The following is a 26,722-nucleotide window of genomic DNA, read 5'->3' on the forward strand; positions in this document are numbered from 1 at the left end:
GAGGCCCGGATCCCCCTTCAGCCGGAGCCGGGACGCCCGCCCGCGGCCATAGCCTTGGCCCGTCATGAACCGAATCGACGGCCGGCTGCTCCCGGTCCTGCCGCTGTGCGCCCAGGCCCTGGTGTGGCCGGGGGCGGCCCTGGTGCGCGGGCACGTCCCGCCCCCGTCCGCGTTGCTCGTGTGGGCCCTGGTCGCCGGGACCGTCACGGGCGCGCTCACCCTGCGCCGTACCCGCCCGGTCACCGCCCTCGTCCTGACCGCCGCCGCGTGCGCGCTGGGCGCGGGCCCGCTGCCCACGGGGGCGACGGCGGTGCTCGGCACCGCGGGTGTCGCGCTCGCCCTGTTCACCGTGGCGACCGGACGAGACACCTTCACCGCCGTGCTGTGCGTGGTGGCGCTCGCGCTCTGGCAGTTGCTGTACGGGCTCTCCCTGCACGGGATCAGCGACCGCGACGGACTCGACCTCGTCCTCACCGCCCTGCTGTACGCCGGCGCGTGCGGTGCCGGCCTGCTCGTCCGGCGCTCCCGGCGCGCGCGGCGGACCTCCGAACGGCTGCTGAGCCGCGCCGAGTCCGAGCGCCATCGGCTCCCGGCGGTCGAACGACGCCGTATGGAGAGGGAGTTGCACGACGTCAGCGCCCACCATCTGACGGCGGTCGTGGTGACGGCGGGCGCCGCGCTGGGACTGCGCGACCGGCGCCCCGAACTCGCCGAGGAGGCGCTGCGGTTCGCGGTCGACACCGGTCACGAGGTCACCCGGGCGCTCGGTGCCGTACGGGCCCCCGCGCCCTCGGGCGAGGACCTGCCGTCACCTCGGGAGCGGCTGCTCGACCTGGTCGCCGGTTTCCGGCGCCTCGACCAGCGGGTGGACTGCGAGATCGACCCCCTGCCGGACGGCGCCGTCGCGGACGCGGCCTACGGCATCGTGCGCGAGGCGCTGACCAACGTGGCGCGGTACGCCCCCGGCGCGGCCACCCGGGTGCTGTGCCGGTACGGCGACGACCGCACGGACGTCGTGGTCACCAGCGGGGCGCCGCCGTCCGGCGCGGTCGCGCACGGCGCGGGTCTCGGCGGGGGACGCGGGCAGGGCTTCCTGCGGTCCCGGGCCCGGGAGGCGGGCGGCACCCTGACCACCGGCCCGACGGCGGACGGCGGCTGGGAGGTGCGCGCGGCCCTGCCCGGCCGGAGCGCCGCCCCCGTGGACCGGTCCGGACCGCGCGGCTACCGCGCGGCGCAGGTGACGGCGGCCGCCTGCCTCGTGCTGCAGCCCCTGCTGCCGACGCTGGTCATCCGGGCGGAGACCACGCCGGCCGGGTCCCACGTGTCGGCGGGCGTGCTGTTCGCGCTGCTGGCCGCGGCCCAGGCGGTCACGCTCCTGTGGCTGCGCGGGGCACCGCGCACCGCCCACGCCGTCCTGTGCGCCCTGGCCCTCCTCTGGCCGGTGGCGATGGCCGCGGGCCACTACACGGGCCCGGTCGTCCTCCCGCCCGCCCTGAGCATGCTCGCCACGTGCGCGGCGCTCGCCGTGGACGCGGCCGGAAGGACGGCCGGGGACCGTCCGCGGGGGCGGGCGCCGCTCCTGCCGGCCGCGGCCGTGGCGGTGCACGCGGCGGCCGTGACCGCCGCGGTGCTGGGCCGGGGCACGACGGTCCCCGTCTGGGCCGTCGTCGCGGGCGCGACGGCCGGGGCGTCACTGGCGGCCGGGGCGGCCCTGTGGTGCGGAGCCCTGCGCGGCCGCCGCGAACGGGCCGCCCGGGGCGTGCGGGACGAACGCCTCGCCGCGTGGACCGAGGAGGCGGTCCGGGACGCCTGGGCCGAACGCCGCCGGATCGCCGGAGGGCTGGAGACCACCGTGCTGGCGCGCACCGCCGACATGGTCGCGGAGGCGGAGGCGGGCCGGCTCGGGGCGACCGCCGAACGCGCCCGTGAGGCCCTGGCCGCGATGCGCGCCCTGCTCGACACCGTCCGGGAGGGCGGGGCGGAGAGCGCCCTGCGGCCGCAGCCCACCCTCCAGGCGCTGGACCTGCTCGCCCGTCAGTGCCGGGCCACCGGCCGCGACGTGGAGATACGGCTGACCGGCCGGGTGCCGCAGCGCCTTCCCGCCGCCGTCGACCTGGCCGCCTACCACGCCGCCGAGACGCTCCTGGCCACCGGCGACGACCGGCCCGCGGTGCTCGAACTCGACACCGCGGACGGTACGTTGACGATCACGGCCGGCGGGGTCCCGTCCGCCGCCCACCCGGCCGTACGGGAGCGGCTGGCGGCCCGGGTCGCGGCGCTCGACGGCACCCTGACCACCGGACCCGCGGACACGGTCCGCCTCCGGCTGCCGCTGGACGCGGGCGGCGAGGAGGAGAGGCAACGATGAGTCTCAGGGTGCTGGTCGCCGACGACCAGGGCATCGTCCGGGCGGGATTCGCCGCAGTGATCGACGCCGAGGAGGACATGACGGTCGTCGGCGAGGCCGCCGACGGCGCCGAGGCGGTGCGGCTCGCCGGGGAGCTGGCGCCCGACGTGGTCGTCATGGACGTACGGATGCCCGAACTGGACGGCATCGCCGCCACCCGGATCATCACCGGCCGCCAGGACGCGCCCCGCGTCCTGGTGCTGACCACCTTCGACCTCGACGCGTACGTCTTCGACGCGCTGCGGGCCGGCGCCTCCGGCTTCCTGCTCAAGGACGTGTACGCCTCCGAACTGCTCCAGGGCATCCGGGTGGTGGCCGCCGGCGAGAGCGTCCTCGCCCCCTCCGCGACCCGCCGGCTGATCGGCCACTACGCGTCCGGAGCGGCCGGCGGGACCCCGGGGGAGAGGGCACCCGGCGAGCTGGACAGCCTGACCGGCCGTGAACGGGGCGTCCTCACCCTTCTCGCCACGGGACTCACCAACGCGGAGATCGCCGAGCAGCTCGGCATCACCGTCGGCACCGTGAAATCGCACGTCAACGCGGTGCTGCGGAAACTCGGGCTGCGCGACCGGGTGCAGGCCACGATCCTCGCCTACGACCTCGGTCTCGCCCGCCCGAACCCGCCCGGCACCCACCTCTGACACCCCGCGACCACGACCAGCACACCCCAGGAGCCCACCGCCGTGACCGGACCCGGCCGATCGTTCCCCCGTCGCCTGCGCCACCTCCTCGGCGACGTCGCCGCCCTCGTCTACCTCGGGCTCTGCGCCGCCCTGCTCATCTGGGCGTTCGCGGTGAGCGCCGGCGACAACGAGGACGCGTCCTTCGCGGGCGTCATCCCGCTGCTCGCCACCGCCCCGGCCAGCTTCGTCCTGATCGCCCTGCCGGACAGTCCCGTGATGTTCGTCCTCGCCGTCGCCGTCGGCGCCCTCGTCAACGCCACGGTCATCGGCTGGTGCTCCCGGGCGCTGCGGAGGGGCGGCGGCGCGTCCGCGTAGGCCCCTCACCGTGCGCGGACGACGAGGAGGGCCACGTCGTCGCTGCGGTGCGCGCGCCGGCGCACGTCGTCGACGAGGACCTCGGCGAGGGCCTCCGCGTCCAGGTCGCCCGCGCCCGCCAGCCGGTCGGCGAGGGCGTCGGTCGCCACGTCGAGGTCGACGCCGGGGACCTCGACGAGACCGTCGGTGTACAGGACGAGCACGGTGCCCGGTGCCAGGGCGATCCCGGTGGCCGAGTAGGTGGCGGCGGGGTCGATGCCGAGCAGCAGGCCGGGTGGCAGGCGGAGCACCTCGGTACGTCCGCCGGGGTGCCGCAGGAGGGGAGGCGGGTGGCCGGCGGAGGCCAGGTGCGCGCGGTGGCGCGCGAGGTCGAGATGGGCGTAGAGGCAGCTGGTGAACAGGCCGGGGTCGAGGTCGGTGAGCAGGCGGTTGGTGCGGGCGAGCACCTCTGAGGGGGGTGCGCCCGCCGTGGCGTGGACGGCGGTCCGGACCTGGCCCATCAGCGTGGCCGCCTGCACGCTGTGGCCCTGGACGTCGCCGATGGCGGCGGCGGCCCTCGTGTCGTCGAGGCGGATGAGGTCGTAGAAGTCGCCGCCGATCCCCATGCCGTGGCCGGCGGGCAGGTAGCGGGCGGCGACGTCGAGCCCGGACATGCGGGGCAGGGCGTGGGGCAGCAGGCCGGCCTGCAGGCTGTGGGCGAGGCGGTGGTTGGCGTCGTAGAGGCGGGCGCGGTCCAGGGCCTGGGCGATCAGGCCGGCGAGGGAGGTGAGGACGGTGCGTTCCGAGAGGTCGAACGGGTGGGGCAGGTCGTAGCCGAGGACGAGCGAGCCGACGGGGCGCCCGGAGACGATCAGCGGCAGGAAGCACCAGGCGGCCATGTCGTCCTGGAGACGCGCGGAGGGATGGGCGTCCCGCAGTTCGGCGGGGGTGGCGAAGAAGGAGGGCGTGCCGGTGGTCAGGCAGTGCGCCGCGGGAGCGTCCGAGGTCAGCGGCGAGCCGTCGAGACGGTCCTTCAGCTCGCCGTCACCGCCGCGGTGGCCGATGGTCCGCAGCCGGCCCTCCTCCGCGGTCATCAGGGCCAGGGTCTGGGCCCCGGTGGCGGGCAGCACCTGGTCGGCGACCCGGTCGGCCACGTCCCGCACGCCGACCGCTTCCGTGAGGGTCGCCGCGAGGTGCGTCAGGTGGTACAGCGCGGCGGTCCGGGTCGTGGCGGAGGCCGGCGTGGGGGGCGGTTCCCGCGCGGGGTCCGGGGCGTCCGCCGCCGGGACGGAGGCGATGCGCACGCTGATGCCCGTGGCGTCCGGGTACAGGCGGAAGGACAGCCAGCGGTCGGGCGGGCGCAGGGCGGTGAACGACGTGGGCCGGCGGCTGATCACCGAGGCCCGGTAGTTGTCCTGGGCGACCGGGGCGTTCAGCCACGGCAGTGCCTCCCAGGGCCGGGCCCCCAGCAGTTCGGACACACCGGCGCCGAGGAGGCGGGCGGCGGTGGTGGTGACGAAGGTCATCCGGCCGTCCGGGTCGAGTGCGCAGGACCCGCCGGGAAGGCGCTCGGCGAAGCGGGCCACCGCCGTTTCCCCGGACGCGGCGCGGCCCACGGCGGGGGGCTCGGCGTCGCGGGCCTCGGGCGGGGACACCATGCGCGGGGTGGCGCCGGGCACCATGGGGTGACCGCTGTCGGCGGCCATCCCCAGCAGGAGACCGACACGGTGGCAGATGGCGCCGATCGCGTCGCGCAGCCCCGGGCTCAGTTCCGCGTGGTGCGCACCCGGCCAGTGGAGCACCAGCCCGCCCCACTCCGTGCGGTCCGTCGTGATCGCCGCGGCGGCCAGCGCGAAGGGGTACGGCAGCACCAGGGCCAGCTGCGGATAGCGGCGCGCCGTCTCCTCCTGGCCACCGAGCCACACCAGACGGCGGTCACGCAGGGCGTCGGCGACCGGAGTCGGCGCGTTCAGCCCGACCCGGGCCCAGGGCAGCGCGATCTCCCACGGGACTCCGCTCAGCACCGCCAGCCGCAGTGCCCGTTCGTCCGGGGACCGCAGGTAGACGGCGCCGACATGGGCGCCGGTTTCCCGCATGCCCTGCACCAGGGTGTGTTCCAGCAACTCCGGAGCGGGTTCCGTGCCGGCCGCGGAGCGGGTGGCGTCCCGCACACCCTCACCCCCTGACGGCGAGGTCCGGGGAGGTCCGCACCCGTGGAGCCGCCCGCGACGGGGCGGCGCCCCGGACACGCCTGGCACCCGTCGACGGACGGCCCGCCCGTATCAACGGACGATACGCTGGCATACCCGGACGATACCCCCGGAAGAGGGCCCGGTCACGCGCGCCGGCCCGCTATCGCGCCACGGGGCGCATGTCACCGTCGTACACCGTGTCGTAGTCAGGGACGACGACACGTGTCGTGGGGGACGCCGCCTCGACCTGGGCGACGAACGCGTCCAGGTCCATGGCCGGATCCCGCTCGGGGGACCCGCTCAGCGGCACCTCGAAGTTGTCCCAGTGGACGGGGACGGCCACGCGGGGGTGGTCCAGCGCCCGCAGCAGCCGGGGCACGTAGCGGTGGGTGGCCGTGGAGGAGGGTACGGCGATCATCGCGAGGTCGGGACGCAGCCCCCGCACGGCCCGCTCGGAGAAGTCGCTGGCCCCCATGAGGAACGCGGACGGCCCGCCCGCCCGGGCGGTCACCCGGAAGGCGAGGGTGTCGCCCTCGGGCAGGTCGGCGATGGTGGCCGGGACCGCCGCGGGCGGGGCGTTCAGCGTGCCCGGGGCGAAGTAGGAGCACTTCTTGTTGCGGCTGTGCAGGCTCGGCACCACCTCGACGACGATCCCGCCGAAGTCCAGCACCTCGCCCCCCTTGACCACGGAGATCTGCCCCGCGTCCACGCCCAGCGCGACCAGCAGGTGGCAGGTGGTCTCGGTGCCGACCACGCGGGCGCCGGTGGTCCTGGCGATGTGGGGCACGTCGGCGAGGTGGTCCCAGTGGGAGTGGCTGACCAGGACGAGTTCGGGCCGCCCGGTGTGCGCGTCCACGACCTCCGGCCGGCTCCGCAGCGGGGTCCGCGGGTCGAAGCCGTCGCCGAACAGTCCCGTGGGGAAGCGGGTGAGATACGGGTCGAAGAGCACGGTCCGGCCGTCCACGTCGATGCGCCAGCCCGCGGTGCCGAGCCAGCGGAACGCCACCGCGGCGGCGTCCGTCCCGCGTCCCCGGCCGCTGTCCCCGGCCGGGGCGGTGGCGGCCGTGGCGGCCGGGGCCGGGATCAGCGGGGAGGCCGCGCCGAGTGCGGCACCGCGCAGCACCGCGCGACGGCCGAACCCGCGGCGCGAGGATGCGCCGGATACGTCTGTGACACGTGGTTCCTGGGTCATGCGGTCAGCAGATCAGCAGCCGAACTCCCCTGTCCAAGACCGGAATTCACCCGGGGTGATAGGTGAACGCGTATACGGCCCGGTCATCGTCCGTCGTGGTCGCCACGGAGGGAGGCGACCGCGATCCCGGCCGCCCTGCCGATCGCGGCGTCCACCGTGACCCGGGAGGCGGTCAGGTCCCGGGTGCGGGCGAAGACGGCGATCGCGTAGGACGCGCCGTCGGGGTAGCGGGCGACGCCCGCCTCCATGTGCAGCCCCGGGAGGGTCCCGGTCTTGGCGGCGACCGTCACGTCGTCCGGGAAGCCCGACACCAGCCGGTGCCGGAAGACCTGCCGGCCCATCAGGTCCCGCACGAGCGCGCAGGCTTCGGCGGGGCCCGCCGCGTCGTTCCAGACGAGCCGGAGCAGCCGGGTGATCTCACGGGGCGTGCTCGCCGTCGTGTGGCGGGGGTCCAGCACGGCCAGCCGCCGCTTGCGCTCGTCCGGCAGAGCGGGGTAGCGGACGGCGAACTCGCGCTCGTCACGCGCCCCGGCCTCCGCGAGCATCGACTCCAGCAGGTCGCGCGGCCCGCCCACGATCCGGGTCCGCTCCAGCCCGAGTTCCGCCGCGAGCAGCCGTACGGTGTCCAGGCCCACGCGGGCCAGCAGCAGATCGGCCGCGGTGTTGTCGCTCACCGACATCGCGAAGTGGGCCAGGTCGCGCAGCGACAGCTCGACGTCGTCCAGACAGCCGGCGGTCCCCCAGCCGCCGAGCCGGTCGGCCGAGGTCACCCGCACCCGCTCCCGAGGGTCGAGCTGGCCGGCGACGACCTGCCGGGCGAACTCCAGCACCAGCAGCACCTTGAAGATCGAGGCGATCACGACGGGATCGTCGGCCCCCACGGCGACCTCACCCGCGTCCCCCTCCCGCGCGCGCACGGGCACGGCGTGCACCTGCCCCGCGGCGCCCGCACCGGCGAAGACCCGCCGGATCCGTTCCTCGACCACAGTCCGCCCTTCGCCGCCCCCGCGCTCCGTCCACCGGATCATGTCAGCCGGGTCCGCGGTCCCGCGTCACTGCCTCCCGTACGATCCCGGCTGTGAACCTCTTGCGCCACCTGCGTCTTTTCGTCACCGTGGCCGACGAGTTGCACTTCAGCCGGGCCGCGGAGCGGCTGGGCATGGCGCAGCCGCCGCTCAGTCAGGCGATCCGCCGGCTGGAGAAGGAACTCGGGGCGGAGCTGTTCGACCGCTCGCACCGCGGCGTCCGGCTGAGCGCCGCGGGGGCGGCCCTGCTCGAGGAGGCCCACGAACTCCTCGCCCGGGAGGAGAGACTGCGCGCCCTGGCCCGCCGGGCCGCCGACGGGGGACTCGGCACGCTCCGCGCGGGCGTACCGCCGGACACCACGGCCGCCGTCCTGTCCGCGCTCCTGGCCGCCTGCGCCGAGGACGCTCCGGGACTCGTCGTCGACCTGCACGAGGTCACCACGGAGGAACAGCTCAGGCTGCTCTCCTCCGGAGGGCTGGACGTCGGACTCGTGCACCATCCCGTGGACGCCACCGAGCTGCGACTCGGCCCCGAGGTCTCCCGGGACCTGGGCGTCGTCCTGCCCCGCACCTCGCCCCTGGCCCGGCTGCCGGAACCGGGGCTGGCCGACCTCTCGGGCCACGACCTGGTGCTCTTCCCCCGGGCGCACGCGCCCGGCTGGTACGACCGGATCCTCGACGTGTGCCGCGCCGGGGGCTTCGTGCCCGGCCACCTGAGGCACGCGTCCAACCCCGAGTTCCTGCTCGCCCTCGTGGCGGCCGGCCACTCGGTCGCCTTCGACCAGGGTCCGGTGGCCCGCAAGGAGCCCCGCGTCGCCTGGCGCCCGCTGGCCGGACGCCCCCTCGCCGTGCGCGTCAGCGGCGCCTGGCCCGCCGCCCGTCCGCCCCATCCGGCCGCCCGCCGCTTCGCGGACCTCGCGGCCGACGTCCTCTCCCGCGACCACACGTCGGTATCCCGGGGCGCCGGCGCCCCGCACCCCCCGGACGACTCGCCGCGTCCGTGGTCGGTGGTCTACGGCTAGGGCCCGTCGACGCGGGAGCCACTCAGGGGCCGGGGCCGCTCCCGCCCCCGGCCCCTCCGTCCGTGTCAGGCGCCCGGCATCAGCACCGTGTCGATGATGTACACGTGGGCGTTGGCGGTCTTCACGTTGCCGCAGACCACCTTCGCCGAGTCGTTGACGGTGTAGGACTCGCCGGAGCCGGACGTGGTCAGCTTCGACTTCTCCAGCGTGTCGAAGGAGCCGTTCTCCAGGTCCTTCGGGGTGAGCCTCTGACCCACGACGTGGTAGGTGAGGATCTTCGTCAGCTGCTCCTTGTCGTCGAGGACCTTGTCCAGCGTGGCCTTGGGGATCTTGGCGAAGGCGTCGTCGGTCGGCGCGAAGACGGTGATGTCCTGCGCGTTGTTGAGGGTGTCGACCAGACCGGCCTTCTTCACGGCGGAGACCAGGGTGGACAGGGCCGGGTTGTTGGAGGCGGCGGTGGCCACCGGGTCCTGGGCCATGCCGTCGAAGGAGCCCGCGCCGTCCTCCGGCACCGCCGAGCAGGCCGGCCCGAAGGGCTCGTCCGCGGCGGCGGTGCTGCCGGAGCCGGCCATGCCCTCGTCGGAGGCCGGTGCCGACGCGGACGCCTTCGGCGAGTTGCCGGACCCGGCGGAGTCACTGCCGCTGTCGGAGCAGGCGCTCAGGGCGAGGGGCAGGACGGCCGCGGCGGCCAGCGTGACGGCGGTGCGGCGGATACGGGTGTTCACGATCGTTCTCCTGTGGTGAGGGCAGCGGATGCCGCGTTCATGGGTGGAGCAGGGAAAGGGGTGGCAAGGGAGGAAGGGACGAGGGTTCGGCGGTCCGGGGGGTCAGCCGACGGTCACGACCACGGAGTGCCGGCCGGAGGCGCCGTCGGGGACGGTCCGGGTGCGTCGCGCCGTCTGCACCCGGCCGGTGCGGTCGGTCGCGCGCACGGTCAGGGTGTGACCGCCCCGGGTGGCCTTCCAGGGGAAGGACCACTGGCGCCAGGTGTCGCGGCTGTGCTCGGCCGCGAGGTCGGCCTGCTGCCACGGGCCGTCGTCGACGCGGACTTCGACCTTGTCGATGCCGCGGTGCTGGGCCCAGGCGACCCCGGCGACCATGACCGTGCCGGCCCTGGGACGGGCGAACGGCTTGGGGGTGTCGATGCGCGACTGTGTCCTGACCGGCGCCCGCCGCGCCCAGCCGCGCTTGACCCAGTACGGGTCGTAGGAGTCGAACGTGGTCAGCTCGATGTCCTCGATCCACTTGCAGGCGGACACGAACCCGTAGAGGCCGGGCACGACCATGCGGACGGGGAAGCCGTGCGCGAAGGGCAGCGGTTCGCCGTTCATGCCGACGGCGAGCAGCGCGTCCCGCCCGTCCATGACGTCCTCGACCGGACTGCCGAGGGTCATGCCGTCGACCGAACGGGCCACCAGCTGGTCCGCCGGGCCGCCCTCCGACGGCGGCGCGACCCCGCACTCGGCCAGCAGGTCCGCGAGCCGTACGCCGGTCCAGCGGGCGTTGCCCACATAGGGCCCGCCGACCTCGTTCGACACGCAGGTCAGCGTGATGTCCCGCTCGACCAGCCCGCGCCGCAGCAGGTCGTCGAAGGAGAGCGTGCGCGGGCGCCCGACTCCCCTGCCGTGGACGCGCAACCGCCAGGACGCGACATCGACCTTCGGCACCACCAGCGCGGTGTCGACCCGGTAGAAGGACCGGTTCGGGGTGAGGAGGGGACCGATTCCCGCGACCCGTACCCGGGCCCCCTCGGGCACGGCGGGCGCGGGCGAGGCCGGTGCCGGCAGGACGATCCGGTCACGGGAGGCGACCGCGTCCCGGCTCCTCGTGCCGTTCAGGGCCCGCCCCAGTGCACCGGCCCCGGCGGACGCGGCGACGGCGGCGGACGCCGTGACCACGAAGCGACGGCGGTCCCGGCCCGGCCCGCCCGGCGCGAGGGCACCCTCCGCGCCGGACCGCGCGGCGCGCGGCACGAGCCGGCCCGCGAGGACGTACAGCAGCACGGCGCCGACGACCGCGCCCACCACGGAGGGCAGGGCGTCGGCCGGACCGCCCGAGTCGGGCCTGCCGAGTGCCGCCGCCGCGCCGGCCGCTCCGAACAGCAGAACGCCGGCGGCGCCCGTGCGCCGGAACCTGAGAGCGGTGATTCCCAGCGCCAACGCGAAAAGCGCCAGCACGGTGAGAATTCCGCATTGCAGGACCAGCTTGTCGTCGGTGCCGAAATTCCGGATCGCCCAATCCTTCACCGAAGCGGGCGTGCGGTCGATCGCCGCGCCTCCCACCGCGATGACGGGACCCGCCTCCGGGCGGACGGCCGCCGATGCCAGCTCCGCCGTGGCCAGAGCGGCGAAACCGGCCACGGCGCCGCTGAGCGCACCGGCCGGCCGCCGTGTCCGGCGGCGGATATCGCGCGGTTCCTGCTTTTCGTCGGTCACGTGGGGAATCCGATTCCGCGGCCGCGGAGGATTGGTCGGATTCTGGATCCGATGAAATTTTTTCCCGGACCAATCCGCGGCCTGTTCGGCAACGGATCACACCAATGTGCCGAAGCAATTCCGGGCCGGTCAGGCCGGGAATGCCAGCAGGGCGAGCGGCGCGGAGGTGGGCTGCGCGGAGCCACCGGGCGGTTCGAGCGTGACCCCCATCTTCGCGGCCCCGTCGACGGCACCGCGCAACAGGACGGTCTGGTCGGTCCGGCCGGGATCCATCAGCCCGGCCGAGCGCATGGTGCCGCCGTCCTCGAACCACAGCTGGTAGACCTTGCCGCCCGGCGGACGCGGCATCCCGGAGACGACGAACACGGCCCTGTCCCTGCTCCGGGACACGACGACCGTGCCGGTGGAGCCGTCGCCCAGTGCGGCGGTCCGCGTCCTGGTGTCGGGCGCGGCCAGCACGGCGGCGATCTCGTCGGCCGCCTGCTCCGCCCGGCGAGCCTCACGCAGCGCGTCCTCGGCGCGCTCGTACTGCCAGACCGCCCCGCCGAGCGCGGCGGCCGCGGCGAGGCAGGCGGCGAGCGCCCACCGGGAGAGCGAGCGGGCGCGCGGACGGGCCCGGGCCGGGCCGAGGGGGGCCGGACCGCCCGGTGACTGCTGCCGGACGGTGGTGACGCGGCGCAGCACCCGCTCACGCATGGCGGGGGGCGGCGACACGACGGTGGCGAGGCCCAGCCGGGCCGCGGTGGCGGACAGTTCGGCGGTCTCCTGAGCGCACGGCTCGCAGGCCGAGAGGTGACGCTCGAACGCGTCGCGCTCCTCCTCGGGCAGTGCGTGCAGTGCGTAGGCACCCGTCAGATGGTGCAGATCGGTGGTGGTCACGCGGTCACTCCCAGGCAGTCGCGCAGACGGATGAGGCCGTCCCGGAGCCGGGTCTTCACGGTGCCCAGCGGCAGGGTCAGCGACTCCGCCACCTGGCGGTAGGTGAGCCCGCGGTAGTAGGCGAGGGTGACGGCCTGGCGCTGGATCCCGGTCAGCGTGCGCAGACAGCGGCGCACCTGCTCCCGCTCCAGCCGCGCCTCGACCTGCTCCGTCACCTCGTCGAACTCCGGCGTCCGGTCCAGCAGGGCGGCCTTGTGGTCGCGGGCCGCGGCCGCCTCCACCGACCGCACCCGGTCGACCGCGCGGCGGTGCGCCAGCGTGAGGATCCAGTTGATGGCCGTCCCGCGGTCCGGCCGGAAGCGGGGAGCGGTGCGCCACACCTCCACCAGGACCTCCTGGGCGACCTCCTCCGACTGCGCCTGATCACGCAGGACGGCACGGGCGACACCCAGAACGGGCCCCGCCACCACGTCGTATACGGCGGCGAACGCCTCTTCGTCGCCCAGCGCCACCCGTCCGACCAGCTCCTGCAGATCCGGTTCGGACGAGGGGTTTCTGCCGATGTGTACGGCTTCTCTCACAGGGTGGCCTCCGTGGTCAGGACATCTCCGGACGTAATCCGATCCAGATCGGGGTGCGGATTGGTCCCCGCGGAGACCCTGCGGACGCCAGGGCGCGCATCATCGCATCCGCCCGGCGCGTCCCGGCGGCGGACGTAAGGGTTTCGTCATCCCGCGCGCGGCCCGGGGCGGCCGCTCCGTCAGTTGAATGGGACCGAGACGAGATCCCTCCAGGAGGTGGGCGGTATGGAGCGTGGACGACGCGCGTGGTTCAGGCCGTGGGTGGGCGGCGTGCTGCTGCTTGCGGTCACCGGGGCCGGGTTCGGGCTGTACTGGTTCCAGCCGTGGAAGCTGTGGCAGGACGAGACGGTCCAGGAGGCGCTGCCGGTGGCCGCGGACGACGCGCGGGCGCCTTCCGCGGCGCCCTCGGCCGACGGCTCCTCCGCGCCGTCCCCGGCCGGTCCGGTGACGCTGTCGAGCGGTGAGCTGATCAGCCACGAACACGCGACGTCCGGCACGGTGAGGCTCGTGCGGCTGGCCGACGGCTCCCATGTCGTCCGGTTGGAGAACCTCGACACCAGCAACGGCCCCGACCTGCGCGTCTGGCTGACCGACGCGCCGGTCAAGGAGGGCCGGGCCGGCTGGCACGTGTTCGACGACGGCACGTACGTGAGTCTCGGCAAGCTCAAGGGCAACAAGGGCAGCCAGAACTACGCCCTGCCCGCCGACGTCGACCCGGCCCGGTACAGCAGCGTCAGCATCTGGTGCGACCGCTTCGACGTCTCCTTCGGCGCGGCGGAACTCGCCCGCGCCTGACGTGGCCGCGGAGGAGGGGCGGGCCCGGGAGGAGCGGACGGCCATCCGTGCGCCCACACGGCTATTGACCTGCCTGGATGTGCTGTGCTTCCCTCGCGCGAGGGCTGGGGGCATCGCGGTCGGTGGTGCGGGGGCGGGATCGGAGGAGGCGGGACCGGAACGCGGACCGTGCTCCGTCCGTCTTGCCACTCGCCCGGCCGCGACCACCGTCTAACGAAGCTGACAGAAGTTGACACACATACCACCGCAGAACCTTTCGCGAATACGCAAGAGCCCCGCGGGCCCCGTATGGCGCCGGCCACGGACCGTCCTGTGGACCCTGGCCGCCCTCGTGACCCTCGGATTCCTCGTCGCGCTGGAGTTCGCCGCGCGTCACCACGGCACGCCGGGGCCGATCACCCTCCAGGTGCGGGAGGTCGTCCACGCCCCCAAGTCGGGCGGTCTGCTGTACGCCGCCATGGCGCTGATGACGGTGGTGCTCACCTGGCGGGAACGGTTCATCGCGGTGGGTGCCGCGATCGGGGTCGACCTCGCCTTCCTGCTGGTCCGCTGGGCGGTCGACGCCGACACCGCCGGCGGCCACCCCTTCGGCAACGGCGCCCTGTGGGTGACCCTGGGCGCCGCGGTCGTCGCCGTCACCCGCCGCACCGGCCCCGAACGCGTCCTGCTGCTGAAGGGCGTGGGCCTGGCGCTGCTCCTGATGGCCGGCCGCAAGACGGGCGACACGTGGCTGCTCATCACCTCGAAGACCCGCCCGACGGTGCTCGACCAGTACGTCGCCACCGCCGATCACGCGCTGGGCAACCCCTCGTGGCTGGCGGGCCGGATCGTGGAGGCCACCGGCCCGGTCGGCTTCAACTTCCTCGACTTCGTCTACGGCAACCTCGCGGTCGCCGCGGTCGTCGCCGCGCTGTACCAGCTGCGCCACGTGGTGGCCGAGCGCCGCTTCCCGCGCCACCACCTGGTGCGCACGTTCCTGGTGATCGGCCTCGTCGGACCCGCCTTCTACATGATCTTCCCGGTGGTCGGCCCGCTCTTCGCCTACGGCACGGGCACCGAGCACTGGGCGGCGGTCAGCCTGTGGGCACCCGACATGCCGCCCAGTGAGGCGTGGGCCGTGGCGAACCTGTGGCCCGGGACGCTGCCGCCGGCCGGCACCCCGCAGCCCATGCCGTTCGACGGGATCACCCCGCGCAACTGCATGCCCAGCCTGCACACGGCGTGGGCGACCGCGATCTTCATCCACACCCGCGGGGGCCCACGGCTGCTGCGCTTCGCCGGAACGTTCTGGCTGGTCGCCACGCTCTGCGCGACGCTCGGCTTCGGCTACCACTACGGCGCGGACCTCATCGCCGGCGTGGTGTTCACGCTCACGATCGAGGCGGCGCTGCGCTCCTACGACCGCGGCTGGGACCGGGCGGGCATCCGGCTGGTCGCCCACGGCACCGCGGTCTTCACCGCGTTCCTGCTGTCGTACCGCTGGCTGCCCCTGGAGATGGCCCGGTACCCGTGGGTGGCCGGACCGCTGCTCCTGCTCGCGACGGCCTCGGTGGTCCACGGCTACGTGCGGACCACCGCTCAGTGGTCGCGGAGCACCGCACCGGTACGGCAGCCCGAACCCCAGCCCGAGCCCGCCTGAGCCCCGGTGCCGGCGGACGCGGGTGGCGGTGCCGCGGCGCTCAGCGCACCGGGAAGCCGAAGGAGTACCCCTGCTCCTTGAGCCGGGGCAGTACACGGCGCAGGGCTTCGACGGTCTGGGAGCGGTCGCCGCCCGCGTCGTGGAAGAGCAGCGTCGGCCCGTTCGGCAGCTCCCGCTCCACGGTCGCCACGATGGCGTCGGCGCCGGGCCGCTCGAAGTCCTTGGTGTCCACGTTCCAGCCCAGCGGGCGCATGCCACGGGAGGCGGCCAGCTTGCGGCTGTAGGGGGTGAAGGCCCCGCCGGGCGCCCGGTAGTACAGCGGCCGTACGCCCCCGGACGCCTCGGTGATCATGCGTTCGGCGTCGAGGATCTGCCGCGACTGGTAGGCCTCGGACTTCCTGTCCATGGCGGTGTCGTGCGACACCGAGTGGTCGCACAGCCGGTGCCCGGCCGCGACCACCTCCTTGACGAGGTCCGGGTGCGCCTTGGCCTGTGTTCCCGTCACGCAGAACGTGGCCTTCACCCCGTGCTCGCGCAGCACGTCGAGCACCTGGGGCGTCCATGCGGGGTCGGGACCGTCGTCGATGGTGATGTTGACGCCGCGCGGCCCCCGGTCGGAGGCGTGCGCGATGTCCGCCGGGACCGGCTCGACGTCACCGCCCGGCGTCGCGGACGCGGACGCCTGCGGCGACGGGCCGCCGACGACGTCGGCCTGCGCGGTCCACACCGAGGCACCCACGGCCAGCACCGTCACCCCGAGCGCCGCCCCGGCCAGCTTGCCGTACCAGCCCCGTCCACCACCGTGCCGTGCCATGTCCGCCCCGTTTCCGCACCGCTGCTCGTCCGCCCTGGGTCACTGCGACCACCTGGCAGGACGAGGGACGGGCGGCCCCGGATGCGTCCGTTACCGATCACGGACGATTCCGGGGGAGTTCGCGGACAAGCGGGCCCGTACGGCGGAACGGGCGCCCCGGGGCAACGAGCACAGGGCCCGGCCACCGTGTGGTGGCCGGGCCCTGGAACCCGTGGCGCGCCTCGCGCCTCAAGGTCGTATCACCATCGATACCAGCGGCTGCGGCCGCCGCCGGCCGGCGTGGAGCGCATGACGAAGCCGAGCAGCCAGAGCACCAGAACGGCGACGGCGACCCACCAGAGCACCTTCACGGCGAAACCCGCGCCGAAGAGGATGAGCGCGAGGAGCAGTACCAGCAACAGGGGAACCATAGTTATCGACCTCCTGCGCCACCGTTTGCCCTGCGTCGGCGCCGTCATTCGTCGAGGACGCCTTGTTTGTGAAGGAAAAGTGTGGGCACGCGGGCTTCACCATGACAGAGGTGAAGACGCTACGAGGAGGCGTGATCCATGAGTGCCGGTGAGAAGGCCAAGGCGAAGACCGAGCAGGCCCAGGGCAAGACCGAGGAGACCGTGGGGCGCGCGGTCGGGAACGACCGCATGGCCGCCGAGGGGCAGGCCAAGAAGAGCAAGGGCGACGCCCGTGAGGCCAAGGAAAAGGCCAAGGACGCCTTCAAGCACTGATGCCGCCACGGCCCGGGAGAAGGGGGCCGTCCCGGGGTGAGTCCGGGACGGCCTCTCTCGCGTGCCCGCGGAAGCGCCGGAACCGCCCGGTGGCTCTTGGTGCTCGGCGAGTGGGAGGTAGCGGGCGTTGACCCGTGGTGCGGAACAGCAGCCCTCGGCCGGTGTCCTGAGCGCCGGTGAGCCCGTCGGGGACGGGAGGGAGCAGGACGTGAGGGACCTGTTCGGTCAGTCGACGGCCCTCTTCGCCTCCCTGGCCGGGCCGGCGCACAGGGTGGAGGCGGCCAACCACGCCTTCGTCACCGCGATGGGCGGCGCAGAGCGGGTCCGTGTCGGGCTGCCGCTGGGGCAGTTGATGCCGGAACTCGCCGGCCAGGGCTTCCTCGCCCTGCTCGACCGGGTGTACCGGACCGGCGAACGGCACGTCGGCCGCAACGCCCGCGTCGTGCTGGGCGCCGGCGCCGACGCGCGGGAGGCGTTCTTCGACTTCACCTACGAACCCCGGCTGGACGCGGGCGGCAACGTCGTCGGCGTACGCGTCATCGGCGTGGAGACCACCCAGCTCATACAGGCGCAGCGGCTGACGGTCGAGCACCGCGCCCTGGTGGAGCAGATCGCCCGGCAGGCCCCGCTGGACCAGGTGCTGGAGGGCATGGCCCGCGCCATCGAGGACCTCACGCCCGAGGAGGTGCTCGTCTCCGTCCTGCTCGCCGACGCCGACGGCCGGCACCTGCGCCACGGCGCCGCGCCCAGCCTCCCCGACTTCTACAACCGCGCCATCGACGGCATCGCCATCGGCGAGGGAGTCGGCTCCTGCGGCACCGCGGCCCACCGCCGTGCGCCGGTCGTCGTCACCGACATCGCCACCCATCCCTTCTGGGACGACTTCCGGGGCCTGGCCGAACGGGCACGGCTGGCGGCCTGCTGGTCCACCCCGATCCTCGCCCGCGACGGATCGCTGCTCGGCACGTTCGCGATGTACCACCGCACCCCCCGGGTGCCGCAGGACGCGGACCTGGCCCTGGCGAGGGTGTTCGCGGACACCGCGGCCCTGGCCGTCGAACGCCACCGGGCCGAGGAGGCGCGCAGGGCGGCCGAGGCCAGGGAGAAGGCCGCCCGGGCCGACCTCGCCTTCTTGCTGGAGGCCAGCACCCTGCTCACCGCGGGCCTGGACCACACCCAGACCCTCCAGCGACTGGCCGGCCTGTGCGCCCCCAAGCTGGCACCCCTGTGCGCGGTCGACGTCGTCGAGGCCGGCCGCGTGCGCCGCATCGCCACCGCCGCGCCGACCGCCGGCGAGGACGCGCTGCTCGCCGCCCACGTCCCGGTCTACGACGCCGACGACGACGCGGTCGCCCGCGTCCTGGCCTCCGGCCTGAGCGAGGTCGCCCGCCGCACCCCCACCGGCGCCGGACCCTGGCAGGACCTCGAGGTCACCGGCTACCTGTGCGTCCCCCTGCTCGACCGCGGCCGGACCTTCGGCACGCTCACCCTGCTCACCACCGGCGAGCACACCTTCGACGGGCACACCGTCGCCCTCGCCGAGGAACTCGCCCGCCGCGCCGCCTCGGCCGCCGTCGACGCCCGCCAGTACACCCAGCGCGTCACGCTCGCCCGCGACCTGCAGGCCGGTCTGCTGCTCCCCGAGGTCCCGGCCCTCCAGGGCGTCCAGGTCGCCACGTACTACCACCCCGCCGGTGAGGGCCTGGAGATCGGCGGTGACTTCTACGACGTCTTCCCCCTGGCCGGCGACGCGTGGGCGTTCATGCTCGGTGACGTGTGCGGACGCGGCGCGACCGCCGCCACCACGACCGCCCTCGTCCGGCACACCGCCCGGGCCGTCGCGCCCCTGCTCCCGGGCCCCGAGTCCGTCGTCCAGGCGATCGACAAAGCGCTCCTCGACCGCCCCCACAGCCACGGAACCGGCTTCGTCACCCTGGTCTACGGCCACCTCGAACCCGCCGCGGACGGCGGCGTCGACCTCACCTTCGTCCGCGCCGGCCACACCCTGCCCTTCCACATCGACACCCGGCACGGGGCGCGCCCCGTGGCCGGCGAGGGCTCCCTGCTCGGCATCGGCACGGACCTGCACCTGGAGGTGTGTCACCTCCACCTGCTCCCCGCCGAGAGCCTGCTGCTCTACACCGACGGCATCACCGAGGCCCGCGACCGCACCGGGGAGCAGTTCGGCGAGGACCGCCTCGCCCGCACCCTCACCGCCACGAGACCCGCCACCACGGCGCAGGAGGTCATCGACACCGTCACCGGGGCGGTGCGCGCCTTCTCCGGGCCCCACGAGATAGACGACGACCAGGCCGCCCTGGTCCTCATGGCCGCACCGCCGACGCGGCACTGATCACCCGCGTGTCTTGCGCGGTCCCGCCGCGCCTCGTAGGTTACTGGCGAGTAGGCCGCTCGCCGAAGGAGTCGTCATGCCCTCGCTCGACCGTCAGGAAAACGTCTTCGTCCTCGATCTGGGCGACGGCGAGAACCGCTTCCACCCCGACTGGATCGGCGCGGTCGGCGCCGCGCTCGCCGAGGTGGAGAAGGCGGAGGGCCCCCGCGCGCTGGTCACCGCCGCCACGGGCAAGTTCTACTCCAACGGGCTCGACCTGGAGTGGCTGTTCGCCAACGCCGACGCGTACCACGACTACGTCGTCTCCGTTCACGAGCTGTTCGCACGGCTGCTGTCGCTGCCGGTCGTCACGGTGGCCGCGCTGCAGGGTCACACGTTCGCCGCCGGTGCGATGTTCTCCCTGGCCCACGACTTCCGCGTCATGCGCGCCGACCGCGGCTACTGGTGCCTGCCCGAGGCGGACATCGACATCCCCTTCACGCCCGGCATGGCCGCCCTCATCCAGTCCCGGCTGGCGCCGCGGACGGCGCACGAGGCCATGGTCACCGCCCGCCGCTACGGGGGCGCCGACGCCGAGGCCGCCGGCATCGTCGACCGGGCGGCCCCCGAGGAGGCCGTACGCTCCACCGCCCTCGAGCTCGCCCGGGCGCAGGTCGGCAAGGCCGGCGACACCCTCGGCACCATCAAGGCCCGCATGTACGCCCCGGCCCTGACCACCCTGCGGGACACCACGAACCCACTCGGCTGAGAAGCGTCCCGAAGCCGGGACACCCGGGGGCGCGCCCGTCCGCGGGGTGCCGGCCGACAGCGGTTCGGGCGCCGGCCCGCCGTGCGGTCCGGGTGGTCGGAGGCCGAACTCGTGGGGCGGCAGGTCGAGGGCGTAGCACGCCTCGCGGACCACGGCCTGCTCGTCCTTGTCGAAGTCGCCGTCGGCGCCGCCGATGACGATGCCGATCTGGATGACGGCCCGCGCCCCGGCGGGCGGATTCCGCGCCGGCCAGGTGCCGCTGCCTCCGGGCGCGGCGTGTACTCCCGCTGTCGTACGCGTTCGTCGCGAGAGGCTCCTGCCGTGAGGCTGTGAGCCGTTCCGCCTCCCGGCGCCTTCCCCGCATCCCCCGGCCGCTGCCGCCGCCGCTCGCGGATCTGCTGATCGCGGTGGTGGTCGGCGTGTTCACCGGCTCGGACGCGGCCGTCAACGACCCCGGCCACCGGCAGGCCGACTGGGTGACCTGGCTGTTGTTCGCGGTCTCGACCGGCGCGCTGCTGGTGCGGAGCCGGTGGCCGGTGGCGGTCGCGGTGGTCACCGGGGCGGCGTGCGCCGGATGGGCGCTGTACGGGCACATCGGGGAGCCGCTGAACCTGCCGGTCTCTCCGCGGTGGGGATGCCGGGCCCGGCGATCGGGACGTTCGTGCGTCATGCGGCCGGTGCGGTCGTCACCGTGGTCGCGGTGATGCTGCTGCCGTCCCTGTTCGGGCCGCTCCTCGGCGACCTGCGGCGGTGGGTCGCGGGCGCCACCCCGACGGCGGCGCCGGAGAAACTCACGCAGACGTCCGACGCGAGCCCGGAGGCGGTCGGCAGCCTGGGCGCCTGGCCGTCGTTGGCGCTGGTCGCCGGATACACCGTCCTCGCCCTGGCCGGAGCGGCGCGCGTCCTGCACAGCCGTGATGTCTGACCACCGGCCGGCCCCGACGCCGACGCCGGCCCCGCGGCCGGCATCCGTGCCGGGCACACCGGCCGCCCCGTCCTGTGCCTCACCCGACCGTCCACCGGTGTCCGGCCCGGGGCACCGCTGTGCGCTCGAGTGTGGCGCAGGTCACGGGAAGTCGGCGCGGGGTGCCGGACAGTTCATCGAAGTGAGCACTCATATGCGAACCCGGGTACGGGCCGGGGACTCCAGCGCGTTCGCCGAACTGTTCGACGACTACGCCCGCGCGGTCTACAACCACGCCTTCCGGCTGACCGCGGACTGGTCGACGGCCGAGGACGTCATGGCCGCCACCTTCATGGAGGCGTGGCGACTGCGGGACAAGGTCGACCCGGAGGGCGGCTCCCTGCGGCCGTGGCTGCTGGGCATCGCCACCAACACCGCGCGCAACCAGTACCGCAGCAACCGGCGGTACCGGGCCGCCGCCCGGGCGGCCGCGGCGGCCGAACTCTCGGTGCCCGACCACGCCGAGGACGTGGCGGACCGGCTCGACGGCCGGCAGCGCCTCGCGACGGCGCTCACCGCCCTGGCGACACTGCGCCGTCCGGAGCGCGAGGTCATCGTGCTCTGCCTGGGGGAGGGCATGGACTACGAGACCGCGGCGGAGACGCTCGGCATTCCGGTCGGCACGGTCGCCTCCCGGCTCTCCCGGGCCCGCAAGAAGCTCCGCGGCAAGGCCGAGCCCGCGCTCGCCCCACCTCAACCACCGCCCCGCACAAGGCGGTCGGGAGGCACGACGGCCGCGCCGGCGCCCGGAGGACATCCCGAGGAAAGTCCCGGGAAACGGGAAGCCGCCGGCCCCCGCCGACAGACAAGAGGCGATCACGCATACGCGATCCGGCCCGCACAGGAAGGAAACCGATGAACGCGAACACGTCCCGGCAGAACGCTGCCGAGTGGGCGGAGGGTGCACAGCTCTTCGACCGGACGACGCGCGACCTGCCGCCGGGCCGTCACCAGTTCCACAAGGAGCGCATGATGGCCCAGATCCAGCAGACCCGGACGGAAGAGCGCGCGGCGGCGCGGCCGAAGGACCCGGCGACGACCCGGCGCTTCCGGCTGCCGCGCCCCGCCATCACCCTGCCCGCCCTGGCCGCGGTCCTCGCCGGGGTGGTCGCCACCGGGGTGATCACGTCCGGTGGGGGCACCGGGCTGGAGGACGGCGGCCTCGCCACCGGACCGGCCATGACCACCACCGTCGGGGTCGCGACGACCAGGGGCGTACCGCAGCTGCTCGACCGGATCGCGCTCGCGGCGGCCGAGAGGGGCCACCCGGCCGTCAAGCCCGGCCAGTACATCTACATCGAGTCCAGGACGGCCGACACCTTCCTGAGGACCGACGGCGACAGGACCAGCGTGGCCAGCCACGCGCTGCACACCCGCCAGGTGTGGGAGTCCCCGGACGGCACCAAGGGCTGGCTGATCGACCCCGCGGTCAACGACAGCCCCGAGGGCGAGACCCTGAGCCTTCCCGACGAGCAGGGCAACACCCCGGAGGCGAACCTGAACGCCCCGTCGTACGACTACCTGGCCGAGCTGACCACGGACCCCGAGACCCTGCTGGCCAAGATCTACGAGGAGACCGAGGGGCAGGGCAACTCGCCCGACCAGCAGGCGTTCGCCACCATCGGTGACCTGCTCGGCGAGAGCTACCCCCCGGCGGAACTGTCCGCGGCCCTGTTCAAGACCGCCGCGAAGATCCCCGGTGTCGTCGTGGTCGACGACGCGGTGGACGCGGTGGGCCGGCGTGGTGTGGCGGTGGCCCGCCTGGACGAGACCAGCGGACAGCGCGAGGAATGGATCTTCGACAGGAAGACCCACGTCTTCCTGGGCGAGCGCACGGTTCAGGTGAACAGGGCCGACGGGGAGGACGGCCTGATCAAGCCCGGCACGGTCGTCTTCACCAGCGCCATCATGAACCGCGCGGTCGTCGACGGCATCAGGCAGACCCCGTAACGACCGTGATGATCCGTCAGGCCGGGCACGCGCTGTCGGACCCGTACGTCAAGATCTCCTCGTGGAGCGTACGGGCGTGGACGGGGAGACGGGATGACGACGGGCGAGCTGCTGACGGCGCGGACCGGGACGGCGGCCCTTGACGATCACGGCGTGATGGTCGCGCTGGACGGGCTCGTGGACGGCGCGGGCCACTGGAGCGGCAAGGGGTCGCTGGCCGGTATCGAGCGGACGGGCCGCTATCTGGCCGGGACGTGGGAGCCGGCCGCGCCGAACGAGGGGCCGGGAAGGGCCGGGGAAGGGTCCTGGACGCGGTTCATCGGGCGCATCGGTGCCGTGGCGCTGCGTGCCGCCGTGGAGCCCACCCGCGACGAGCGGCGCCGGCGGTTGCTCGCGCTGCTGGAGATCTGGGCCGACAGCCCCTTCGCCGACCCCCGGGCGGCCCTGCGCACCGGGCTCGTGCGGCTCGCCGACGGCGGCCCCGAGGCCGTCCGGGACGAGCGGGGGGCGGCCGTCGCGGTCGGCTGGGCCGCCGACGGGCTGCGGACGTTCGTCGACCTGCGGACGGGGGAGGCGGACCCGCCGGGCCTCGGGGTGATCGAGGAGGCGACCGACGTCCCGCGCGGGGGATGGGGCAGCGCCGAGCAGGTGCGCCGCCTGCTGGACCTGGTCCGGGAGCGCGGGCCGGTGCCGTGGGACCCCGACGCGGTGGCCCTGCTGCGGGACGGCACGGGGACGGGCCGGGCGGCGGCGTCCTTCGCCCTGGCGGGGATGCTCGCCGTGGGATACCTGCCGCACCTCGACGACAGGGAGCGGAAGATCCACGGGCTCAAGGTGGCCGAGGTCGAGGACGGCTTCCACGAGTGCGCCCGGGCGCGCCCGCTCGACCGTCTCGAACTGGCGGCGGACGTACTGCCCGAGGACCCCGCCGAGCTGTGGGAGCCGCACGGCCTGCGCGCGGTGGCCGAACGGATCGCGCACGCGTGGCGGGAGCGGTACGGCCGGCGGACCGCGGTCCCGGAGCGTACGTTCAGCACGGTCATCGAGCTGCGTCCGTTCCGGCTGCCGGCTGCCCGCTTCTGCGCGGCGTTCACCGACCACGCCTCGATACGCGGTCTCGGCTCGGACCTCGACACCTGGATCCGGAACGGCGAGCACGGCCCCTTCCTGACCGCCGGGGGCCGGGACCTCGTCGATTTCGAGGACACGCTGCGCGCCGTCGTGCCGCACCTCTTCCGCGTCTGCACGGAGCTCCCCGCCGGTGACCCGGTCCGCGCCGGAGCGCCCGGCCTCGTACGGGCACTGCGGGACCGGTTGAACCACCCGGGCCTGCTGCTGAACGCCGGCACCCTCAGCCACACGGTGGGACACGGGGTCGCCGATGTGCGCGACAGGTTCGGCTCGCATCCCTACACGGGAGGCCCGGAACCGCTGGACGTCGCGAGCGCCGACGACGGACTGACCGTGGTCGTGGACGGCGTCGTCGACCGCAGGGGCGAGCGGTCCCGGCCCCGGCTGTTCTTCCGCCCGGCCTTCCACGGCGACGACGAGCGCTCCCGCACGCTGCGGGCGGCATCGGCGGGCTTCCGTCACGGCTCCGGGATCGAGGCGGTGGAGTGGCTGCGCGGTCCGGCCTGCGCACGCCTCGTCGAGCGGCTCGAGGACACCTCGCTGCCGCCGGGGGCGTACGAGACGAACCCGGCCCTCTCCGTGCCCGGCGTCCTGGCACGGGCCGCCGGCGAGCTCGGCGTCGACGAGGACGCGGCGGCGCTCTACCTGCAACTGCTGACCCTCTACGCGCCGAGCGACCGCAACATCCGTACGTGGAACGGCTGGAAGCCCACCCGCCACCAGAAGGCCGCCGCCGTGCTGGCCGAACGCGGCCTGGCCGTCGAGGACAAGCGCGCCCGGGCGGGCCGCCGGCTCTTCCTGCCGGGCGAGTGGATCCACGCCCAGAAGCCCTACCAGCCCATGGAGGCGTGGAAGGCGGACCTGCTCGGGGTGGGCCGCTCGTACAACGGCCGCCTGGAGAACCCCCTCCCCCTCCCCACCCGCACGCTGCCCGAGTTGTTCGCCCACGCGTGGAACCTGGTCGAGGAGGGACGGGGCCCTTCGGCGTGAGCCCTGAGCCTGCCGTACCCGGCATTCACACGCTCAATGCCGTCCCTGCCCGGGATCACCGTGATCGCCTGTGACGCCGGATCAGCAGTGTGGCGAGGAGCAGGAGCGCGAAGAGCACCGCGACCATGGCGGGTCCGGCCGCGTCCAGGGAGTCGGCGACGGCTCGCTGGACGCTCGCCGCCGCGTCGATGACCGGGTCGGTGGTGGCGGGGTCGCGCAGGGCGCGGATCTCGTACCAGCCGTAGTAGGCGACGTAGGCGCCGACCAGGAGGAGCAGGCCGCCGCCGAGACGCGGGGCCATCGCGCCCATGCGGCGCAGCCGGGTGACGGCGGTGGTGCGGGTGAGGGCGACGGTCAGGGAGGCCGCGCCGACGATCAGGCCCATCCCGGCTGCGTAGGCCGTGAACAGGGCGATGCCCTCCGTGGTGGAGCCGCTGCGGAAGGCGGAGACCACGATGGCGAGGAACGGGGCGATGGTGCAGCCGAGGGAGGCGGTGGCATACGCCATGCCGAACAGCGCCATCGAGGGAACGGAGCGCGTGACGGTGGGGGCGCGGCGCAGTTTCGGGGCCATGGTGGGCAGTTGGCGGCCGGCGAGGAGCCATGCTCCGGCGGCGGTGATGAGCAGGCCGAAGGCGATGGTGAACCAGGGCAGGTGCTGCTGGACCTGGCCGGCGACGGGCTGGACGACGAGTCCGAAGACGCCGAAGAAGGCGGCGAAGCCGATGGTCATCGCGGCGGTGGCGGCGAGCGCCCGGCCGACGGCGACGCCGCGGCGGGGCGTGTCGTCGCCGAGGACGAGAAGGGACAGGTAGGCGGGGAGCAGGGCGAAGCCGCACGGGTTGACGGCGGCGAGTATCCCGGCGCCGAGCGCGAGGGCGAGGGGCAGGTCGGCCATGGCGGGGTCAGCCGGTGACGGCGGCGACCTTGTCCGCCAGGCCCTCGCCGCCGGGGAGGACGCCCTCGTAGACGGTCTCCCCGTTCTTGTCGAGGATCACGTAGTGGCTCTGCTGGGTCACCTCGAACCGCTTCCACACCTCGCCCTTCTCGTCGGACAGGTGCGGGAAGGAGGCGGTGCCGGTGTCGGCGACGAAGTCGCGCATGGCGGAGTTCTTGTCCAGGCCCGCGACGCCGACGACGTTCGCCTTGCCCTCGTAGTCGGCGGCGACCTCGGCGGTCTCGGCGGCCTGCCCCTTGCACGTCGGGCACCAAGGAGCCCAGAACCACAGCACGGTGGGCTTGCCCGCGAGGTCCTTCGCGTCGAACGGCTTGCCGTCCACGGTGGTGGCGGTGAAGTGCAGCGCCTCGGGGACCTCCGCGCCCGGGGACCCGCTGCCGCTGTCGCGGAGGTCTGCGGGGGAAGACGCCTTCGGGGTGGAAGCCCTCGTACCGTCGGCGGACGCGGCGACCTCGTCCGAGCCGCATCCGGTCAGGGTGAGGAGGGCGGCGGCAAGGGCGGCCGGAAGGAGGTTACGGGCACGCAAGGAGGGCTCCTGGAGGTCGGGACTGGTGGTGACAGTAGTGCCGGCGGCCCGGGCGGGCAGCAGACCGGAGCCTTACGGATCGGTGACGTCGGCCGACGGCGTACCTGAGCCGCACGAGGCCGAGGACGGTGATGCGGCCGCGGGCCGGACGGAGCTGACCGGGTCGGCGCAGTCGCGCGGCACTCGGTGCGACCCCTGGTTCCGGCGTCCCTGGTTTCCGGGATGGCTGCGGGCGGTGCGCTCGTTGCCGAACTTGTACGAGCCGGTCCAGCGTGCCATCAGCGAGATCCGGATCTTCTCCGCCTTCGATCCGGTGCTGAGGGCCCTCCGGGCCGTGCTGCTGGTGGCCGGCGACAAGGGCGGAAACCGGTGGCGGAAACGGCGGGCCGGACCGGGCCGAGGTGGCGACACTCCGAGCCCAT

General features: G+C 74.4%; 26 protein-coding genes and 1 pseudogene. 14 read left to right on the forward strand and 13 right to left on the reverse strand.

Features of this window, described 5'->3' with window-relative positions; genetic code table 11:
- Window positions 1-64 precede the first annotated feature (64 nt).
- From F1615_RS07290 to F1615_RS07300, 3 genes are read left to right on the forward strand one after another with little or no spacing between them, the layout of a single operon-like run.
- Window positions 65-2,368 carry a sensor histidine kinase gene (locus F1615_RS07290; protein ID WP_149548043.1) on the forward strand — a complete coding sequence of 768 codons (2,304 nt, stop codon included), beginning with the start codon at window positions 65-67 and terminating at the stop codon, window positions 2,366-2,368.
- Complete coding sequence (locus tag F1615_RS07295; protein ID WP_149548044.1) at window positions 2,365-3,048, forward strand: response regulator; 684 nt, start codon at window positions 2,365-2,367, stop codon at window positions 3,046-3,048. The genes F1615_RS07290 and F1615_RS07295 overlap by 4 nt, the downstream gene beginning before the upstream one ends.
- A 42-nt stretch (window positions 3,049-3,090) precedes the next feature.
- On the forward strand, window positions 3,091-3,405 hold the full coding sequence (locus F1615_RS07300) for an SCO4225 family membrane protein (protein ID WP_149548045.1): 315 nt from the start codon (window positions 3,091-3,093) through the stop codon (window positions 3,403-3,405).
- A gap of 5 nt (window positions 3,406-3,410) precedes the next feature.
- Here the strand turns inward: F1615_RS07300 and F1615_RS07305 are convergent, their stop codons facing one another.
- From F1615_RS07305 to F1615_RS07315, 3 genes are all read right to left on the reverse strand, one after another.
- On the reverse strand, window positions 3,411-5,555 hold the full coding sequence (locus tag F1615_RS07305) for a SpoIIE family protein phosphatase (protein WP_244328657.1): 2,145 nt from the start codon (window positions 5,553-5,555) through the stop codon (window positions 3,411-3,413).
- 181 nt (window positions 5,556-5,736) lie between these two features.
- A complete protein-coding gene (locus F1615_RS07310; protein ID WP_149548046.1) occupies window positions 5,737-6,768 on the reverse strand; it encodes an MBL fold metallo-hydrolase in 1,032 nt (343 codons plus the stop codon).
- A gap of 83 nt (window positions 6,769-6,851) precedes the next feature.
- Window positions 6,852-7,754, reverse strand: a complete 903-nt coding sequence (locus F1615_RS07315) for a serine hydrolase (RefSeq protein WP_149548237.1) — start codon at window positions 7,752-7,754, stop codon at window positions 6,852-6,854.
- A gap of 92 nt (window positions 7,755-7,846) precedes the next feature.
- On the opposite strand from F1615_RS07315, the gene F1615_RS07320 reads away from it, so the two are divergent.
- Window positions 7,847-8,815 (forward strand): LysR family transcriptional regulator, encoded by a 969-nt coding sequence (locus F1615_RS07320; protein WP_244328658.1) that lies wholly within the window; start codon window positions 7,847-7,849, stop codon window positions 8,813-8,815.
- A gap of 65 nt (window positions 8,816-8,880) precedes the next feature.
- On the opposite strand, the gene F1615_RS07325 is transcribed toward F1615_RS07320, so the two are convergent.
- The 4 genes from F1615_RS07325 to F1615_RS07340 all read right to left on the reverse strand — a co-directional run bounded on the left by F1615_RS07325 (window position 8,881) and on the right by F1615_RS07340 (window position 12,710).
- Complete coding sequence (locus tag F1615_RS07325) at window positions 8,881-9,540, reverse strand: fasciclin domain-containing protein (RefSeq protein ID WP_149548047.1); 660 nt, start codon at window positions 9,538-9,540, stop codon at window positions 8,881-8,883.
- A 102-nt stretch (window positions 9,541-9,642) separates the two neighbouring features.
- Window positions 9,643-11,250, reverse strand: a complete 1,608-nt coding sequence (locus F1615_RS07330) for a sulfite oxidase (protein ID WP_149548048.1) — start codon at window positions 11,248-11,250, stop codon at window positions 9,643-9,645.
- A 129-nt stretch (window positions 11,251-11,379) separates the two neighbouring features.
- The gene (locus F1615_RS07335) at window positions 11,380-12,129 is read right to left on the reverse strand and encodes an anti-sigma factor (RefSeq protein WP_149548049.1); all 750 of its coding nucleotides are present in this window, start codon (window positions 12,127-12,129) and stop codon (window positions 11,380-11,382) included.
- Complete coding sequence (locus F1615_RS07340) at window positions 12,126-12,710, reverse strand: sigma-70 family RNA polymerase sigma factor (protein WP_149548050.1); 585 nt, start codon at window positions 12,708-12,710, stop codon at window positions 12,126-12,128. The genes F1615_RS07335 and F1615_RS07340 overlap by 4 nt, the downstream gene beginning before the upstream one ends.
- A gap of 225 nt (window positions 12,711-12,935) precedes the next feature.
- On the opposite strand from F1615_RS07340, the gene F1615_RS07345 reads away from it, so the two are divergent.
- Together F1615_RS07345 and F1615_RS07350 are read left to right on the forward strand one after the other, a co-directional pair.
- Window positions 12,936-13,505, forward strand: a complete 570-nt coding sequence (locus F1615_RS07345; protein ID WP_149548051.1) for a DM13 domain-containing protein — start codon at window positions 12,936-12,938, stop codon at window positions 13,503-13,505.
- 319 nt (window positions 13,506-13,824) lie between these two features.
- The gene (locus F1615_RS07350) at window positions 13,825-15,144 is read left to right on the forward strand and encodes a phosphatase PAP2 family protein (protein WP_149548239.1); all 1,320 of its coding nucleotides are present in this window, start codon (window positions 13,825-13,827) and stop codon (window positions 15,142-15,144) included.
- A 40-nt stretch (window positions 15,145-15,184) separates the two neighbouring features.
- Here the strand turns inward: F1615_RS07350 and F1615_RS07355 are convergent, their stop codons facing one another.
- A complete protein-coding gene (locus F1615_RS07355; RefSeq protein ID WP_149548052.1) occupies window positions 15,185-15,958 on the reverse strand; it encodes a polysaccharide deacetylase family protein in 774 nt (257 codons plus the stop codon).
- 239 nt (window positions 15,959-16,197) lie between these two features.
- Window positions 16,198-16,368, reverse strand: coding sequence for a hydrophobic protein (locus F1615_RS07360; protein ID WP_149548053.1), 171 nt, complete (start codon window positions 16,366-16,368; stop codon window positions 16,198-16,200).
- Between the two features lie 138 nt (window positions 16,369-16,506).
- On the opposite strand from F1615_RS07360, the gene F1615_RS07365 reads away from it, so the two are divergent.
- From F1615_RS07365 to F1615_RS07375, 3 genes are all read left to right on the forward strand, one after another.
- Window positions 16,507-16,680 (forward strand): CsbD family protein, encoded by a 174-nt coding sequence (locus F1615_RS07365; protein WP_149548054.1) that lies wholly within the window; start codon window positions 16,507-16,509, stop codon window positions 16,678-16,680.
- 208 nt (window positions 16,681-16,888) lie between these two features.
- A complete protein-coding gene (locus F1615_RS07370; protein ID WP_244328659.1) occupies window positions 16,889-19,033 on the forward strand; it encodes a SpoIIE family protein phosphatase in 2,145 nt (714 codons plus the stop codon).
- A gap of 76 nt (window positions 19,034-19,109) precedes the next feature.
- Complete coding sequence (locus F1615_RS07375) at window positions 19,110-19,781, forward strand: enoyl-CoA hydratase-related protein (RefSeq protein ID WP_149548055.1); 672 nt, start codon at window positions 19,110-19,112, stop codon at window positions 19,779-19,781.
- A gap of 99 nt (window positions 19,782-19,880) precedes the next feature.
- On the opposite strand, the pseudogene F1615_RS07380 reads toward F1615_RS07375, so the two are convergent.
- Window positions 19,881-20,027: pseudogene (locus tag F1615_RS07380) on the reverse strand (TerB family tellurite resistance protein); the annotation flags it as partial.
- An 83-nt stretch (window positions 20,028-20,110) separates the two neighbouring features.
- On the opposite strand from F1615_RS07380, the gene F1615_RS07385 reads away from it, so the two are divergent.
- The 5 genes from F1615_RS07385 to F1615_RS07405 all read left to right on the forward strand — a co-directional run bounded on the left by F1615_RS07385 (window position 20,111) and on the right by F1615_RS07405 (window position 24,816).
- Window positions 20,111-20,485 carry a hypothetical protein gene (locus F1615_RS07385; protein ID WP_244328660.1) on the forward strand — a complete coding sequence of 125 codons (375 nt, stop codon included), beginning with the start codon at window positions 20,111-20,113 and terminating at the stop codon, window positions 20,483-20,485.
- Window positions 20,482-20,706 carry a hypothetical protein gene (locus F1615_RS07390; protein WP_244328661.1) on the forward strand — a complete coding sequence of 75 codons (225 nt, stop codon included), beginning with the start codon at window positions 20,482-20,484 and terminating at the stop codon, window positions 20,704-20,706. Before F1615_RS07385 ends, F1615_RS07390 begins: the two co-directional genes overlap by 4 nt.
- Before the next feature lie 193 nt (window positions 20,707-20,899).
- Entirely contained in the window at window positions 20,900-21,604 is a 705-nt protein-coding gene (locus F1615_RS07395; RefSeq protein ID WP_149548056.1) for an RNA polymerase sigma factor, read from the forward strand.
- Window positions 21,601-22,695: a CU044_5270 family protein gene (locus F1615_RS07400; protein WP_149548057.1), complete on the forward strand. Its 1,095-nt coding sequence runs from the start codon at window positions 21,601-21,603 to the stop codon at window positions 22,693-22,695. Before F1615_RS07395 ends, F1615_RS07400 begins: the two co-directional genes overlap by 4 nt.
- Window positions 22,696-22,788: 93 nt before the next feature.
- A complete protein-coding gene (locus F1615_RS07405; protein ID WP_149548058.1) occupies window positions 22,789-24,816 on the forward strand; it encodes a hypothetical protein in 2,028 nt (675 codons plus the stop codon).
- Window positions 24,817-24,871: 55 nt separating this feature from the next.
- Here F1615_RS07405 and F1615_RS07410 read toward each other — a convergent pair whose 3' ends face one another.
- From F1615_RS07410 to F1615_RS07420, 3 genes are all read right to left on the reverse strand, one after another.
- Window positions 24,872-25,714 carry a cytochrome c biogenesis CcdA family protein gene (locus tag F1615_RS07410; protein ID WP_149548059.1) on the reverse strand — a complete coding sequence of 281 codons (843 nt, stop codon included), beginning with the start codon at window positions 25,712-25,714 and terminating at the stop codon, window positions 24,872-24,874.
- A 7-nt stretch (window positions 25,715-25,721) separates the two neighbouring features.
- Window positions 25,722-26,300, reverse strand: coding sequence for a redoxin domain-containing protein (locus F1615_RS07415; protein WP_149548060.1), 579 nt, complete (start codon window positions 26,298-26,300; stop codon window positions 25,722-25,724).
- A 72-nt stretch (window positions 26,301-26,372) separates the two neighbouring features.
- The gene (locus F1615_RS07420; protein WP_149548061.1) at window positions 26,373-26,657 is read right to left on the reverse strand and encodes a hypothetical protein; all 285 of its coding nucleotides are present in this window, start codon (window positions 26,655-26,657) and stop codon (window positions 26,373-26,375) included.
- Window positions 26,658-26,722 lie beyond the last annotated feature (65 nt).

The organism is Streptomyces marokkonensis (assembly GCF_008312835.1).
GTDB classification, from domain to species: Bacteria; Actinomycetota; Actinomycetes; order Streptomycetales; family Streptomycetaceae; genus Streptomyces; species Streptomyces marokkonensis_A.